Below are 14,318 nucleotides of genomic sequence, written 5' to 3'. Positions count from 1 at the left end.
CTCCCGGAGCGCCGGCGCGTTCGGGCTCCGGGGCGCGTCGTGCTATGAGGTCCGCCGAGCCCCGATCGCCCAGTCGCGGGCAATGAGGTCGATCATCATGCGCCTGTTCATGCTCGCCGCCGCCCTGCTGGCGCTGCCCGCTCCCGCCTCGGCGCTGTGCCGCTGCACGTGCGTCCGGGGCGAGATGAGGGCGATCTGCCAGGAGACCGACCTTACGGTCCCGATCTGCCAGGGGATCTGCGAGACCACCATCCGGCCGGAGCGGGTGATCGTTCCGCTGGCCGGCGGCCGTCAGGCCTTCGAGCCGGCCCAGTCGACGAACCCCTCGCCCGGTGGCCTCGCGACGCAGGATCCCAACCTGGACACCAATCCGAACGGCACCGTGCTCGGCACCCCGAGCCAGCTCTCCGGCAGCGTCGGGTCGAGCTTGTCCTCAGGCAGCGGCCGCTGAGCCACGAAAGAGCCCCGCGCGGCGGGTGCCGGCGGGGCTGAAGGTTGAGGACGCCCGGTGCGTTACGCCGAGCGACTGCGCCTAGAGTAACATCATCCTGCGCGATGGGAAGCTCTCGCGAAGGGAAACCAAGACTATTTTTGGAGACTGCTCCTGAAGCAACGAGAAAATACCCGCTCGGCCGGGCCGGGCGGGGTCGATCGCAGCGGATGCGCGGCGAGAGACCGCGCGGATCCTTGGTCCGGGACCTGTCCGACTTAGGACTGGGTCTTCAGATAGGCGATGAGATCGTTGATCTTCTTGTCGTCCGCGATGCCCTGGAAGATCATCTTGTTGCCGGGCACCTTCGTCTTCGGGTTCTTCAGCCACTCGTGCAGGTTGGCCTCATCCCAGGTGATGCCGGAGTTCTTCAGGGCGGCGGAGTAGTTGTAGCCCTCGTAGGTGCCCGCCTTGCGGCCGACGACGCCCTTCAGATCAGGACCCACGCCGTTCTTCTGGAAGTTGTGGCACGCCTTGCAGGGGGCGAACGCCTTCTCGCCGGCCGCGGCGTCCCCGGCGTCCTGGGCCTGCGCGGCGAGAGGCATGACAACGGCGAGAACTGCGCCGATTGCGAGCATACGCATGTATTAACCCCAATCCAGAAGATAAGCTTCGCGTTTCTGGCAGAAAAAACGCGCGATGCAAGCGAAAAAATCTGAGCCTGAGTGCAGATTATATTGTGCGCTGCCTCACATCATCTCGGAGCCCGTGCCGGCCGCGATGGCAGATCTTCGGCGGGCGGTCGCCGTCCGGTGGCGAGTCGAGGCCCGTGCACGGCTCGTCACGCCCGCGATGGGGCACAGAGTTGTCGGAGCCGGCGAACCTGAGAATGCTTCCAAGTTTGGCATGTCAGGATGTTGACGTGCGCCGAGGCGCGATAATCCATCCCGCGTCGGAAAATCTGTCGCGCTGTCGAAGCCGAGGGCGCACGAGAAAGGGCCCGCCGCGGCGAGCCCTGCAAGGAGGACGATGGGCGCGCTCGGTTCTAGGCGGCGAGCGGCATCCGGATCACCGGCGGATGGGACTCAGGCGCCGCGGCGGCCCGGGTCATCGCCGCGCCGGCATCCCAGGCCACGAGTGCGGCGATCCGCGCGGCGAGGATCGTCGTCTCCAGGATGCGGGGCGACGCTGTCGGCGGGCGGGGCATCGTTGGTCGGTGGCTGGTCATGACGGCTCCGCGGCTTCCTGCGAGGGCCATGCGCCCGAATGGTTACCGCCGTGTCTCCGCCAGGACGGCGCGCGCGGTTGTGATGCCGGCGCGCCGGCGAGCGTCTGGGAGGGCGCATGTCTCGATGTAGGCCTCATCCGCCTGCTGGGAGGTTTCGCGCTGACCAGATGCACGACGGCCCGCGCAGTGACCTGACCGGCTGGCTTTGGACCGGGCTGATTGAGAGGATCAGCCAGGACCGAAGGCGTCGGACATGCGGCGAGGTCAGAAGACGAGCGGGGAGCAGGTCGTGCTGAAGCTGCGCCAGATCGAGGTGCAGACGGCACAAGGCAAAAGCTTGGCGCTGGCGTGCGAGGAGGCGGAGATCTCTGAGCAGAGCGACTCACGCTGGCGCAAGGAGTACGGCGGCCTCCAAGTCGACCAGGCCAGGAAAATGAAGCAGTTGGAGCGCGAGAACGCTCGGTTACGGCGGCTCGTGGCGGACCTGTCTTTGGAAAAGCAGGTACTGGCGGACGTCGCCTCGGGAAACTTGTAGCCCCCGAGCGACGCCGGCAGGCGGTCGATGGCATCCGGGAGAAGTACGGCCTCTTCCGAACGTCACGCCTGCCGGATCGTCGGCCAGCACCGGGGCACGCAGCGCTACGTGCCCACACTACGTGCCCACACTGCCGGCCGACGCGGATGCGCTGACCCGCGCCATCATGGCCCTGGCGTCCGAGTACGGGCGCGACAGATACCGCCGTGTCACCGCGCTGCTGCAGGCAGACGGCTGGCCGGTGGGCAACGATCGGGTTCATCCTTCGAGAACCTCAGGACGAGGGCATCTGGCCTCGCGAGGGGCTGAAGGTCCTCCAGGAGCACCGGTCGCGCAGCCGTCTCTGGCTGACCGACGGCTCATGCGTGCGACTGCGGCCGCTCCGCCGCAACCATGTGTGGAGCTTCGACTTCGTGCAGGCGCAGACACATGACGGGCGCAGCTTGCGCGTCCTGACGCTGATCGACGAGCACAGTCGGACATGCCTGGCGCTGAAGGTGGCCCGACGCATCAACAGCGTAGGTGTGATCGAGACGCTGGCCGATGCGATGTGCCTGCACGGCATCCCGGAGCACATCCGCTGCGATAACGGCCCCGAGCTGATCTCGAAGGCGCTGCGCCAGTGGGTCGCCAGGACGGGGCCACAGATTCAGTACATCGCACCCGGCTCGCCGTGGGAGAACGTGTACTGTGAGAGCTTCAACGGCAGGCTGCGCGACGAGTGCCTACGCCAAGAGATCTTCTGCTCGCTGAAGGAGGCGCAGATCGTGATTGGTCGATGGCAATCTACCTACAACCGCGTCCGACCGCATTCGTCGATTGGCTATCGGCCATCTGCGCCTGTCAGCTTCCCAGATCTGGCCTTCCGGCTCCTCGTGGCCGCCACCATGCAGTAGCCTCCCACTCGGCCCGGTCCAAAATACCGGTCAGGTCAGGCTGAACCCTAAGCCGCACGTACCAGCGCCCGCGGCGACATTTTAGGTACTCCGCCCGGCGCACCGTTGGCCTCGCTCATAATCAGCCATGGTGACACTGTGTCACCACGCGGGTTCGGAGTGAGAGCTAAAAATCGTTTACTGACAGTGATTTATAGGAGGTTGGCGGAGGGAGCGGGATTCGAACCCGCGATACCGTTTCCGGTATACACACTTTCCAGGCGTGCGCCTTCAACCACTCGGCCACCCCTCCGTCCGCGAACCGGGCACCCGGGCGCGCACGCGGCGCGCCGGGCGCGGCCAGGGCCGCGCGGTGCCGTGCTGTTAGCCGGGTGCGCCGCCCGGCGCAAGGCGCAGTCGGCCGGGCGGTGCGAAAACCGCCCGGCCGCGTCCCTCACCCTTCGGCATCGTCGAGGTGGAAGCGGACATGCTCAACGTTCGCCCGCTCGAAGGCCTGCATCACGTGCTGGTAGGAGCGCTCCATGGCGTTGTCCTCCGTCCCGGGGCTGTCCTCGGGCTTCAGGACGAACATCAGGAGCGAGCGCCCGGTCACGTCGTAGCCGGAGCCGAACTTGAAGCTCTCCACGTCCTGGCTGTCGGGCAGGTTGGTGTCGAGGAGCCGCGTCCAGGCCACGCCGCCGACCGATTCCGGCAGCGTGAACGTTACGAGGTCGTGGTAGGCGTTGAACATGATCAGCAGGGTCGCGTCGCCGCCGCGGCGGTGCAGGCCGGTAGCCTGGGCGCGCCCGTCGAGCTGGACCGCGAAGGCCCGGGCCTCGCCGTCCGACCAGTTCTCGCCGGCCATCTCGCTGCCGTCCGGCCGCAGCCACGTCACATCCTTGACGCCGAACTCCTCGTCGTACTGGCCGGTGAGGAACCGCCCGCGGCTCAGGATCGGCAGGGCGTTGCGCAGGATGATCAGGCGCTGGGTGAACTCGGCGAGATCCCGCTCCTCGTCGCCGATCGCCCCCCAGTCGAGCCACGAGACCTCGTTGTCCTGGCAGTAGGCGTTGTTGTTGCCCTTCTGGGTCCGAGCGAACTCGTCGCCGGCGAGCAGCATCGGCGTGCCGCGGGACAGGAACAGGGTCGCCAGCATGTTGCGCATCTGGCGCAGGCGCACCGCCCGGATCTCGGGATCGTCCGTCGGGCCCTCTACCCCGTAATTGTACGAGAGGTTGTGCGAGTGGCCGTCGCGGTTGCCCTCGCCGTTCGCCTCGTTGTGCTTGTCGTTGTACGAGACCGTGTCGTGCAGGGTGAAGCCGTCGTGGGCGGTGAGGAAGTTCACCGAGGCCCAGGGCTTGCGCCCGCGCTTGTTGAACTTGTCGGCCGAGCCCGAGACGCGCGCCGCCAGGTCCGGCAGCAGGCCGCCGTCGCCCTTCCAGTAGGCGCGGACGTCGTCGCGGAACCGGTCGTTCCACTCGGCCCAGCCGGGCGGGAAGCCGCCGACCTGGTAGCCGCCCGGGCCGCAATCCCACGGCTCGGCGATCAGCTTGACGTTGTTGAGCACCGGGTCCTGCCGGCAGGTGTCGAGGAAGCCGCCGCCCTCGTCGAAGCCGTAGGGCTCGCGGCCCAGGATCGTAGCGAGATCGAAGCGGAACCCGTCGACCTGCATCTCCTGCGCCCAGTAGCGCAGGGAGTCCGTGACGAGCTGCAGCACCCGCGGATGCGATAGGTTGAAGGTGTTCCCGGTGCCGGTGTCGTTGATGTAGTAGCGCGGCTCGTCCGGCAGCAGCCGGTAGTAGGAGGCGTTGTCGACGCCCTTGAACGAGAGGGTCGGACCCTTCTCGTTGCCCTCGGCGGTGTGGTTGTAGACCACGTCGAGGATCACCTCGAGGCCGGCGCCGTGGAAGCGCGAGACCATCTCCTTGAACTCGGAGAAGGCGAAGTCCGGCACCGCCGCGTAGCGGCGCGCGGGGGTGAAGAACGAGATCGTGTTGTAGCCCCAGTAATTCACCAGGTCCTTCTGCTGCAGGTAGTCGTCCTGCACGAAGGCGTGGACCGGCAGCAGCTCCACCGAGGTGACGCCGAGGCTCTTGATGTAGTCGAGCACGTCCCGGGTGCCGAGACCGGCATAGGTGCCGCGCAGCTTCTCCGGCACCCGCGGGTCGAGCTTGGTCATGCCCTTGACGTGGGCCTCGTACACGATGGTCTTCTCCCAGGGGATCAGCGGCTTGCGGTGCCGTCCCCAGGTGAAGGCCGGGTCGATGACGCGGGAGCGGCGCGTGTAGGGGGCGCTGTCGCGCTCGTCGAAGGTCAGGTCGTCGCCGGTCTCCATCTGGTAGCCGAACAGGGCCGGGTTCCAGGTGATCGAGCCGACGAGCCCCTTGGCGTAGGGGTCGATCAGCAGCTTGTTGGGATTGAACCGGTGTCCGGCCTTCGGCTCGTAGGGGCCGTGGACCCGGTAGCCGTAGATCGTGCCAGGGCGCGCGTCGGGCAGGTAGCCGTGCCAGATCTCGTCCGTGTACTCGGGCAACTCGATGCGCTCGATCTCCTGCTCGCCCTGGTCGTCGAACAGGCAGAGCTCGACCTTGGTGGCGTGGGCCGAGAACAGCGCGAAATTGACCCCGAGCCCGTCCCAGGTGGCGCCGAGGGGATAGGGTTGGCCTTCCTGGATGCGCGAGCGGGTCGCGCGGGCCTGCGATGCGGGACGACGGGAATCGGACATGGACACTCCGGAACGCGACCCGCCCGGCCACGTGCCGCTGCGGGGAGCCCCTGGTGAACGTGCCGGAAACAGCGAAGCTCCCGCAGTGCCGCAAAAATCGCGGGGCGTGACGACCGTGTCCCGCTCAGTTCGAGGCCGCGGCCGCGAAGCTCCGGTCCACGGCCCGGCCGACGTCGAGCGTCTTCGACAGGATGCCGTACCGCGTCGCCCGGTCCGAGGCGTCCTGGATCTCCTTCACGACGCCCTCGTCGAGCGCGATCGGGCGCGTCCGCTGCGCCGTGTAGGCCGCGCGCATGACGTCCTCCGGCATCTTGGTCAGCGCGGCCGTGTTCCGGGCGTAGGCGTCCAGATGGTCCAGCGACCAGAGCCGCGCCCGGTTCAGGCGGCTCAGGAAGTCCTGCAGCGCCGCCCGCTTGGTGGCGATGGCGCTGTCCGAGGCGACGACGAAGGTGATGGTCGGCGTGAGGCCGGCGCCGTCCGCGATCGGCCGGGCCTCGTCCTTGAGCGTCGCGAACGCGACGTAGGGCTCCCAGACCGCCCAGGCATCCACCGAGCCGGCCATCAGCGCGACCTTGGCGTCGACGGGGTTGAGTGGCGCGAACGTGGCCTCGGACGGCGTGATCCCGGCCTTCTCCAGCGTCGCGCTGATCAGGAACTGGCCCCAGCCGCCGCGGGTGCCGGCGAGCCGCTTCCCCTTCAGGTCGGCGGCCGAGCGGATCGGCGAATCCGCGCGGACCAGGATCGCCTGCGTCCGCGGATCCGACTTGGTGCCGCCGATCGCCTTGATCGGCGCCCCGGCCGCGACGGCGGTGAGGAAGGAGAGGTCGCCGGTGTAGCCGACATCGAGGGCGCCGGCGTTGAGCGCTTCTAGGATCGGCGCGGCGGCGGGGAATTCCGACCACTCGATCCGGTAGGGCAGATCCTTCGCGTCGCCGGCGATCTCGAGGAGCGACCGGTTCCCGCCCTTCTGGTCGCCGACCCGCAGGACGACCTCCTCCGCGCGGGCGGTCACCGCGGCCAGCATCGTCGTGGCCAGCGTCAGTGCGGCGGCGAGCAGCGCCCCGGCGAGCCGGCGGCTGCCGGGACGCGCGTGAGATCCGATGAGCATGAGGCCTGCCGCGATCCGCTTCCCGCGCTGTGCGGGGCTGTTCTGTGGAAGGCCAAGTTTATGCTTGCCGCGAGGGCGGTCAATGAAACGAAAATCTGTATTATCCGCGGTCGATGCGCGAGATGACATCCGGTCAACCCCCGCGGGGAGACGAATGTCTTTCCCCGCGCGCCGTGCCGGTCAGCGGGCTGGCGGGAACGCGTCCGCCAGGTAGGCCCGCACGAAGCCCGGCATCCGCGCGGGATCGATGTCGTCGCGGCCCCGTACCACTTGCATCCCGGCGAGCTCCGGCTCGGCCTCGGCGCCGAGATGGTCGGCGATCCGCGCCACGATCCTCGCGGCCGGCTCGGGGAAGCGCACCGGCCGCAGGAAGGCGAGCTGGCCCTCCCCCTCAAGAAGCACCCAGTCCGTCTCAGCCCCGGCCGGCAGCGCGAGGCCGGTCTCCTCGGCGAGTTCCCGGGCGGCGCTGCCGGTGAGATCGACCCGCGCGCCGCGCACGTCGTCCGGATCCGGGGTGCCGCAGGGGAAGTAGAGCTGGCCGGCATTGGCCGTGTGGGCGCCCATCTCGCCGAGCAGGACGGCGCCGTCCGCCGTCCAGGGCACGATCGCCGCGAAGGCGTTGGCGATGCGCGCCTCGGGGTGGGGCCTGTCCCGGTAGTAGGTGAAGGTCGCGTAGCGCGTCGCGAACAGGTCGAGCCGGGCGACCCCGTCGGCGACCGCGTGGTCGCAGCACAGCAGGACGGTCCCGTCGAACATGCCGGGGCTGCGGCGCAGCCGGGCCTGCCAGTGGGCCGCGATGGCGGCCGCGTGCACGCGGGGGAAGGCCCAGTCGTGATCCACGAACCGCGCCGCCACCCCCGCGACGCGGGTGATCCGGAAACCGTCGGAGACGCCGTCGGAGGAGCCTTCAGACATGCAGGCTGCCGTCCGACAGGATCACGGCGGCGCCGCCGATCTCGACGCCCTGCAGGGCGCCGGCCGCGATCGTGAGCTGGAGCGCGATGTCGCTCGGCCGCCCCATCGCCTCGCCCTGGCGGATCGCCACGTCGTGGGTGCCGTCGCCCAGCGCCTCGAACTGCATCAGCACCCCCGCGAAGGCGGAGGCCGCCGAGCCGGTGGCGGGATCCTCCGGCACGCCGACATTCGGCGCGAACATGCGGACGCGCCAGCGCTGACCGGTGCCCTCGGGATCCGGGGCGTAGAGGTAGAGCCCGTCGGCCGGATCGGGCGCCTGGGCCGTCCGGGCGGCGTCGAGGGCGGCGACCGACGCCACCGGCACGCAGGTGAAGGTCGGCCCCACGCCGTGGCGGCTCGGCGCGTGCCGGCCGGTGCCGATGTCGCCGGGCTCGAGGCCCAGGAGCCGCGCCAGCACGGCGGGATCGGGGCCGGGACCGAGGTAGTCCGGCAGGACCGGGAGGCGGAACCGGGCCCGTCCGCCGGTCCCGTCCGCCAGGGTCTCGACCACGCAGGGGACGATGCCGATCCCCTCCTCCAGGCCGAAGGCCCGGGCATCGCCCCGGGTCGGGTCCTGCAGCGCCAGCAGCACGGCGGTGCCGACCGTCGGGTGCCCGGCGAAGGGCAGCTCCCGGGCGGGTGTGAAGATGCGCAGCGACGCCCGGTGCCGGGCCTCCCGGGGCGGGAGGACGAAGACCGTCTCCGACAGGTTGAACTCCCGCGCGATGGCCTGCATGGCGGCGGTGTCGAGCCCCTCCGCGTCGAGCACCACGGCGAGGGGATTGCCGGCGAGCCTCTGCTCGGTGAACACGTCGAGGGTGACGAAGCGGCGCGCCATCGTGTCGATCCTTGCTGCTCTCTGCGGACGTGAGCGGAGCGGTTTGCCGGGGGCGCGTCAGACCGCCTCGACCGGAAACCGCGCGCTCGGGTTCACGTACTCCTCCTGCGCGGCCACCGTCAGGATCTCCCGCGACCCCGCCTCGGCGGTGCGCTTGAGCAGCCCGTAGATCGAGGCCGCCGCCGCGCCGAGCGCCGCCTCGGCCGAGCCGGTCCGGGCGTAGTGCACCAAGAACAGCGCCGCGATGCAGTCGCCGGCCCCGTTCACCGCGATGGCGAGCCGCGGCGTCCGGACCCGGAACACCCGCCCCTCGGCGCCCGCGAGCAGGTCGATGCTGTCGGCGGGGGTGTCGGCGCAGAGCGCCGAGGTGACCAGGACCACCCGCGGCCCGCGCGCCCGGAGCGCCGCGATCGCGGCCCCGGCCTCCGCCAGGGTGCCGCTCGGCAGGCCGGTGAGCAGGCCGAGCTCGAACTGGTTGGGGGTGAGGATGTCGGCGGCCGGGACCGCGCGCTCGCGCAGGAACGCCTCGATGCCGGGCCGAACGTAGACGCCCTCCTCGACGTCGCCGATCACCGGGTCGCAGCAGTAGAGCGCCCGCGGGTTCGCCGCGCGCACGGCGTCCACCGCCTCCAGGATCGCGGCGCCGATCTCGGCCGAGCCCATGTAGCCCGACAGGACCGCGTCGCAGCGGCCCAGGACCCCGCGCTCGCCGATGCCGCGCACCACGTCGCGGATCATCGCCGCGTCGAAGACGGGGCCGCGCCACGCCCCGTAGCCGGTGTGGTTGGAGAACTGCACCGTGTGGACCGGCCAGACCTCGACCCCGAGCCGCTGCATCGGGAACACCGCGGAGGCGTTGCCGACATGGCCGTAGGCGACGTGGGACTGGATCGACAGGACGTTCAACGCGGGACTCGCTCGTTGTCCCGCTACGGTTAGCCGGTTCCCGCGCCGGCCGCACCCCTGTCCCTTGCCGCCCTCCCCCGCGCGCCTCAGATGGGACCGACCCGCCCCCTATCCCTACAGCCCCGTTCGGAGCCCCATGGACATCGAAGCCCTGCGCACCTCGACCCTCGCCTTCGTGGAGGCGCACAAGGCCTGGACGCCGGTCATCGCGGGTGGCCTCGCCTTCTGCGAATCGATCGCGATCCTGTCGCTGTTCGTCCCGGCGACCGTGATCCTGGTCGGCATCGGGGCCCTCGTCGGCGGCGCCGACATCCCGTTCTGGCCGGTGGTGATCGCCGCGGCGCTCGGGGCCGCCCTCGGCGACTGGATCTCGTACGAGGCCGGGCGCTGGCTCGGGCCGGGGGCGAAGACCAAGTGGCCGCTGCGGCGCTATCCCGAGCTCATGGCCAAGGCCGAGGCCTTCATCGGCCGGTGGGGCATCGCCGCGGTGGCCCTGGGGCGCTTCTTCGGGCCGGCCCGCGCTTTGGTCCCACTCTTCGCCGGGATCCTCGGCCTAGCACGGCTGCCGTTCCAGCTGGCCAACGTGGCCTCCGCTCTGATCTGGGCCTTCGTCCTTCTGGCCCCCGGGGCCGGGCTGCTCACGTGGCTCGACCGGTGATGCGGCCCGACCGCTGATGCGCCGCTTCCCGCCCGAGCGGATCGTCTGTCTCACCGAGGAGACGGTCGAGACCCTGTACCTCCTGGGCGCGGAGGACAGGATCGTCGGCGTCTCGGGCTACGCGGTGCGCCCGCTCCGGGTCCGCCGGGAGAAGCCGCGCGTCTCGGCCTTCACCAGTGCGGACATCCCGAAGATCCTGGCGCTCGCGCCGGACCTCGTCCTGGCCTTCTCGGACCTCCAAGCCGGCATCGTCGCCGACCTCGCCCGCGCGGGCGTGGCGGTCCACCTGTTCAACCAGCGCGACGTGGCGGGCTGCCTCGCGATGGTGCGCACGCTCGGTGCCCTCGTGGGCCGGCCGGAGCGGGCCGAGACCCTGGCGGCGGGCATCGAGGCGCGGCTGGCCGCGGCCGCCGCCTCGGTCCGGGAGCGGCCGCCCCCGCGCGTCTACTTCGAGGAGTGGGACGCGCCGATGATCTCCGGCATCGGCTGGGTCTCGGACCTGATCGGCCTCGCGGGCGGGCGGGACGTCTTCCCGGAGCTGAGCCGCCAGCCGGCCGCGAAGGACCGGATCGTCACCGCCGAGCAGGTGATCGCGGCCGCGCCCGACGTGATCCTCGCCTCGTGGTGCGGCAAGCGGGTCAATGTCGAGCGGATCCGGTGCCGGCCCGGCTGGGCGGCGATCCCGGCGGTGCGCGACGGGCGCATCCACGAGATCAAGTCGCCGCTGATCCTGCAGCCCGGCCCGGCCGCCCTCACCGACGGGTTCGACGCGATCCGGGCCTGCCTCGGGTGATCGCCCCGGGGTGATGCGTGGGGCGATGCCGCGCCGCAGGTGACGGACCGGGCGCGACTTGGCAGGATGTCCCGATTCGGTACAGACGCACCCGCAGACGCATCCCCCGAGCTCGATGTCCGCTTCCCTCGGCCTTCCCGATTCCGCGCCCCCGGCCGTCGAGGCGCTGCTGCCGCCCGACCGGCGGCAATCGCCCACGGCCCTGCGCATCCAGCGCGGCGTGCGCCGGCTGTTCTCCGAGATGGGCTGCGTCACCCTGCCGGAATTCTCCCTCGTCAACGGCCGCCGCGCCGACGTGATCGCGCTCTGCGGCGCCGGCAAGCTCACCATCGTGGAGATCAAGTCGAGCGTGGCCGATTTCCGCGCCGACCGGAAATGGCCGGATTACCGCGACTTCTGCGACCGGTTCTTCTTCGCCATCCCCGAGGACGTGCCCGAGTCGCTGATCCCGGAAGAGTGCGGCCTGATCGTCGCCGACGCCTACGGGGCCGGGATCCTGCGCGAGCCGCCCGAGCACCCGCTGAGCGGCGCCCGCCGCAAGGCCGTGACGCTGCGCTTCGCCCACAGCGCCGCGCGCATCCTGCACGCGCTGGCCGACCCGGGTGCCGTGCGGGAAGGGGCTCTCTAGGGCGCGGCCCGCACCGCGACCCTCGGCGAACCTTCGGCCGACGCGGTATTCATCCGACAAGGAAACGTCCTAGAACGGCCGCGCTTGCCGGGCCTCCGGCGCCGGGCCCGATCCACCGATGACATCCGTCGCCCTGTTCGAGCTGATCCTCGGTCTCCTCGGCGCGGCCCTGCTGCTGTCGCTGGCGGCCGGGCGCCTCGGTTTCCCGCCGGCCGCCGCCCTCGTCGTCGGCGGCATGGCGCTGGCGGTGGTGCCGGGCCTGCCGGCCTTCGATCTCGACCCGGACCTGATCATGGTCCTGTTCCTACCGCCGCTCCTGCTCGAATCCGCATACTTCACCGTCTGGCGCGACTTCCGGGCGAGCCTCGGCCCGATCCTGTCCCTGTCCCTCGGCGCGGTCCTGTTCACGACCCTCGTGGTCGGGCTCGTCGCCCACGCGGTGGTGCCGTCCCTGCCCTGGGCCGCCTGCTTCGCCCTCGGCGCCATCGTCTCGCCGCCGGACGCGGTGGCCGCCAAGGCGGTGCTGGCCCGCGTCGCCCTGCCCCGCCGGATGATCACGGTCCTGGAGGGCGAGAGCCTCGTGAACGACGCCTCGGGCCTCGTGCTCTACCGCTTCGCGGTGGCGGCGGCGCTCACCGGCACCTTCAGCGCCTGGGCGGCGGCCGGCAGCTTCGCGTGGCTCGCGGTGGCGGGTGTCGCGGTCGGGATCGCGTGCGGGGTGGCGGTGACCCTGGTGATACGCCGGATGCACGACGCCAACGCCATCACGGTGCTGAGCTTCCTCGCCGCCTACGTCGCCTACCTCGCGGCCGAGGAGATCCACGCCTCCGGTGTCCTGGCCGTGGTCGCCTGCGGCCTGATGATGGGCGGCCGGGAGCACGAGACCTTCGACGCGCATGCCCGCCGCCATTCCGTGGCGGTGTGGGAGTTCGTGGTCTTCGTGCTGGAGGCTCTGGTCTTCGTGCTGATCGGCTTGGCGCTCCGCGGCGTGCTCGCCCGGACCGGCGGCCAGATGGGCGCGCTCGCGGCGGAGTTGCCGCTGGCGCTCGCCGTCACGGCGACCTGCGTCGTCGCCCGTCTGCTCTGGGTGTTCCCGGCCGTCTACCTGCGGCGGCTCCTGTCGCCGCGGGTCCGCGCGCAGGAGCCCGCCCCGAATCCGGCCGTTCCGCTGATCGTCGGGTGGGCCGGCATGCGCGGGGTCGTCACACTGGCGGCCGCCCTGGCGCTACCGGTGGATTTCCCCGGCCGCGACGCGATCCTGGTCGCGGCCTTCGCGGTGATCCTGTTCACCGTGCTCGTGCAGGGCACGACCCTGGGGCCGCTGATCCGCAGCCTCCGCCTCGACCCCGCGGCGCACCTCCCCGAGGGCCACCTCGACGCGCCCATGGCCCGCGTCGTCGTGAACGAGGCCGGGCTCGCCGCCCTACAGGGCTTGGTGTTCGCCGAGACCGGGGCGCTGAAGCACCCGCGCCTCGTGGAGGAGTACCGCCGCCGGGTGCGGGCGGCCTCGCGGGACCGCGACGAGCGGGCGGCGCTGGAGGCCGAGAAGACCGAGCACTTCGCCGCCGCGCTGCTCGCCGTGCGCTCAGGCCGGTCGGCCCTGATCGACCTGCACCGGCAGAACCGGATCCACAGCTCGGTGCTGCGGCAGCTGGAGACGGAGATCGACCTGGAGGAGCTCCATCTCAAGCGTCTGGCCGGGACCGCGCCGGCCCACGGCTGAGTCGGGGCGCTGGCGTCAGTGGGCCGCGCACCCGTCCGCCGACTGGCCGTAGCCGCTGTAGACCACCCGGACCTTGCGCAGGCAGCTTCCCTCAGCCTTCGGCGCGGCCGCCACGGGGGCGACCTCTACCGGCTCGACCCGCAGGGTGGCGGCCACCGGCTGGTCTTCGGAAGTGGCGAGCGCACGGCTGGCGCTCATCACGAAGGGCGTGGCGGCCAGCGACGAGATGGCGAGCGCGGCGAAGACGGCGATGTTCTTGCGGCCGAAGCTGGTGCGGATGCGAGCATTGTACATGACGGGTCGTCCGACGTTCTGTATTCGGCAGCGCTGAGGTGCCGAGATCCCCTGTTGCGCTGATAACTTGGCCGTCAGCTCGGCGGTTCCGGTTTGTTGCCCAAAAACCGCCACGCTTGGGTGTCCCGGCGCACGTCGGGCGCCGGCGCTCAGAAGATCCTGCGGTACTGCACGAAGCCCGACTTCTCGGCGATCCGGTCGTAGAGCTGCATCGCGTCCGCGTTGGTCTCGTGCGTCAGCCAGTGGACGCGCGAGCAGCCGGCGGCCTGTGCGGCCGCGTAGACGTGCTCGATCAGCCGACGGCCGATCCCGAGCCCGCGCGTGCCGTCCGCCACGAACAAGTCCTGGAGGTAGCAGTAGTCGCCGATCGTCCAGGTCGAGCGGTGGCGGATGTGGTGGACGAGGCCGACCGCCTCGGCGCCGCGCCACGCCAGGGCACCGTCCACCGACTCGGCCGGATCGTTGAGGCGCTGCCAGGTCGTGTCGGTGACGGCGTCCGACAGGTCGACCTTGTAGAAGGACTGGTAGCCCCGCCAGAGCGGCAGCCAGGCGTCCCGGTCGCCGGGGCCGATCGGGCGGATCGCGAGGTCAGGATCCATGATTCGCTCCGTGGGTGCGCAGCC

14 protein-coding genes, 1 tRNA gene and 1 pseudogene are annotated in these 14,318 nt (G+C 70.8%); 6 read left to right on the top strand and 10 right to left on the bottom strand.

Going from position 1 to position 14,318, the window contains the following annotated elements:
* Nucleotides 1-97: 97 nt before the first annotated feature.
* Nucleotides 98-451, top strand: a complete 354-nt coding sequence (locus ACQKQD_RS10375; protein ID WP_244492064.1) for a hypothetical protein — start codon at nt 98-100, stop codon at nt 449-451.
* 257 nt (nt 452-708) lie between these two features.
* On the opposite strand, the gene ACQKQD_RS10370 is transcribed toward ACQKQD_RS10375, so the two are convergent.
* Together ACQKQD_RS10370 and ACQKQD_RS10365 are read right to left on the bottom strand one after the other, a co-directional pair.
* Complete coding sequence (locus ACQKQD_RS10370) at nt 709-1,074, bottom strand: c-type cytochrome (RefSeq protein ID WP_029360307.1); 366 nt, start codon at nt 1,072-1,074, stop codon at nt 709-711.
* Between the two features lie 401 nt (nt 1,075-1,475).
* The gene (locus ACQKQD_RS10365) at nt 1,476-1,637 is read right to left on the bottom strand and encodes a hypothetical protein (protein ID WP_427508266.1); all 162 of its coding nucleotides are present in this window, start codon (nt 1,635-1,637) and stop codon (nt 1,476-1,478) included.
* A gap of 274 nt (nt 1,638-1,911) precedes the next feature.
* Between ACQKQD_RS10365 and ACQKQD_RS10360 the strand changes: the two are divergent.
* Nucleotides 1,912-3,089 (top strand): annotated as a pseudogene (locus ACQKQD_RS10360) (IS3 family transposase).
* Between the two features lie 202 nt (nt 3,090-3,291).
* On the opposite strand, the gene ACQKQD_RS10355 reads toward ACQKQD_RS10360, so the two are convergent.
* From ACQKQD_RS10355 to pdxY, 6 genes are all read right to left on the bottom strand, one after another.
* Nucleotides 3,292-3,381, bottom strand: a tRNA-Ser gene (locus ACQKQD_RS10355).
* Between the two features lie 141 nt (nt 3,382-3,522).
* Nucleotides 3,523-5,793: a glycogen debranching protein GlgX gene (gene glgX, locus ACQKQD_RS10350; RefSeq protein WP_273562929.1), complete on the bottom strand. Its 2,271-nt coding sequence runs from the start codon at nt 5,791-5,793 to the stop codon at nt 3,523-3,525.
* A 124-nt stretch (nt 5,794-5,917) separates the two neighbouring features.
* Nucleotides 5,918-6,901 carry an ABC transporter substrate-binding protein gene (locus ACQKQD_RS10345; protein WP_427508265.1) on the bottom strand — a complete coding sequence of 328 codons (984 nt, stop codon included), beginning with the start codon at nt 6,899-6,901 and terminating at the stop codon, nt 5,918-5,920.
* A 180-nt stretch (nt 6,902-7,081) separates the two neighbouring features.
* Entirely contained in the window at nt 7,082-7,816 is a 735-nt protein-coding gene (locus tag ACQKQD_RS10340; RefSeq protein ID WP_427508264.1) for an NUDIX hydrolase, read from the bottom strand.
* Nucleotides 7,809-8,693 carry a PhzF family phenazine biosynthesis protein gene (locus ACQKQD_RS10335; RefSeq protein WP_427508263.1) on the bottom strand — a complete coding sequence of 295 codons (885 nt, stop codon included), beginning with the start codon at nt 8,691-8,693 and terminating at the stop codon, nt 7,809-7,811. Before ACQKQD_RS10335 ends, ACQKQD_RS10340 begins: the two co-directional genes overlap by 8 nt.
* 57 nt (nt 8,694-8,750) lie before the next feature.
* Complete coding sequence (gene pdxY / locus ACQKQD_RS10330; RefSeq protein ID WP_427508262.1) at nt 8,751-9,599, bottom strand: pyridoxal kinase PdxY; 849 nt, start codon at nt 9,597-9,599, stop codon at nt 8,751-8,753.
* A gap of 136 nt (nt 9,600-9,735) precedes the next feature.
* On the opposite strand from pdxY, the gene ACQKQD_RS10325 reads away from it, so the two are divergent.
* The 4 genes from ACQKQD_RS10325 to ACQKQD_RS10310 all read left to right on the top strand — a co-directional run bounded on the left by ACQKQD_RS10325 (nt 9,736) and on the right by ACQKQD_RS10310 (nt 13,401).
* Entirely contained in the window at nt 9,736-10,257 is a 522-nt protein-coding gene (locus tag ACQKQD_RS10325) for a DedA family protein (RefSeq protein ID WP_020092475.1), read from the top strand.
* 16 nt (nt 10,258-10,273) lie between these two features.
* Nucleotides 10,274-11,050, top strand: a complete 777-nt coding sequence (locus ACQKQD_RS10320) for a cobalamin-binding protein (RefSeq protein ID WP_427508261.1) — start codon at nt 10,274-10,276, stop codon at nt 11,048-11,050.
* Nucleotides 11,051-11,165: 115 nt separating this feature from the next.
* Nucleotides 11,166-11,678, top strand: a complete 513-nt coding sequence (locus ACQKQD_RS10315; RefSeq protein ID WP_056523543.1) for an MmcB family DNA repair protein — start codon at nt 11,166-11,168, stop codon at nt 11,676-11,678.
* Between the two features lie 118 nt (nt 11,679-11,796).
* A complete protein-coding gene (locus ACQKQD_RS10310; RefSeq protein ID WP_427508260.1) occupies nt 11,797-13,401 on the top strand; it encodes a Na+/H+ antiporter in 1,605 nt (534 codons plus the stop codon).
* Between the two features lie 15 nt (nt 13,402-13,416).
* Here the strand turns inward: ACQKQD_RS10310 and ACQKQD_RS10305 are convergent, their stop codons facing one another.
* Together ACQKQD_RS10305 and ACQKQD_RS10300 are read right to left on the bottom strand one after the other, a co-directional pair.
* A complete protein-coding gene (locus ACQKQD_RS10305) occupies nt 13,417-13,695 on the bottom strand; it encodes a hypothetical protein (RefSeq protein ID WP_020092471.1) in 279 nt (92 codons plus the stop codon).
* 149 nt (nt 13,696-13,844) lie between these two features.
* Nucleotides 13,845-14,294: a GNAT family N-acetyltransferase gene (locus ACQKQD_RS10300; protein WP_427508259.1), complete on the bottom strand. Its 450-nt coding sequence runs from the start codon at nt 14,292-14,294 to the stop codon at nt 13,845-13,847.
* Nucleotides 14,295-14,318: the final 24 nt, after the last annotated feature.

This window comes from Methylobacterium sp. NPDC080182, assembly GCF_050281105.1.
GTDB lineage: Bacteria > Pseudomonadota > Alphaproteobacteria > Rhizobiales > Beijerinckiaceae > Methylobacterium.
This window is presented reverse-complemented; position numbering and strand designations above follow the sequence as displayed.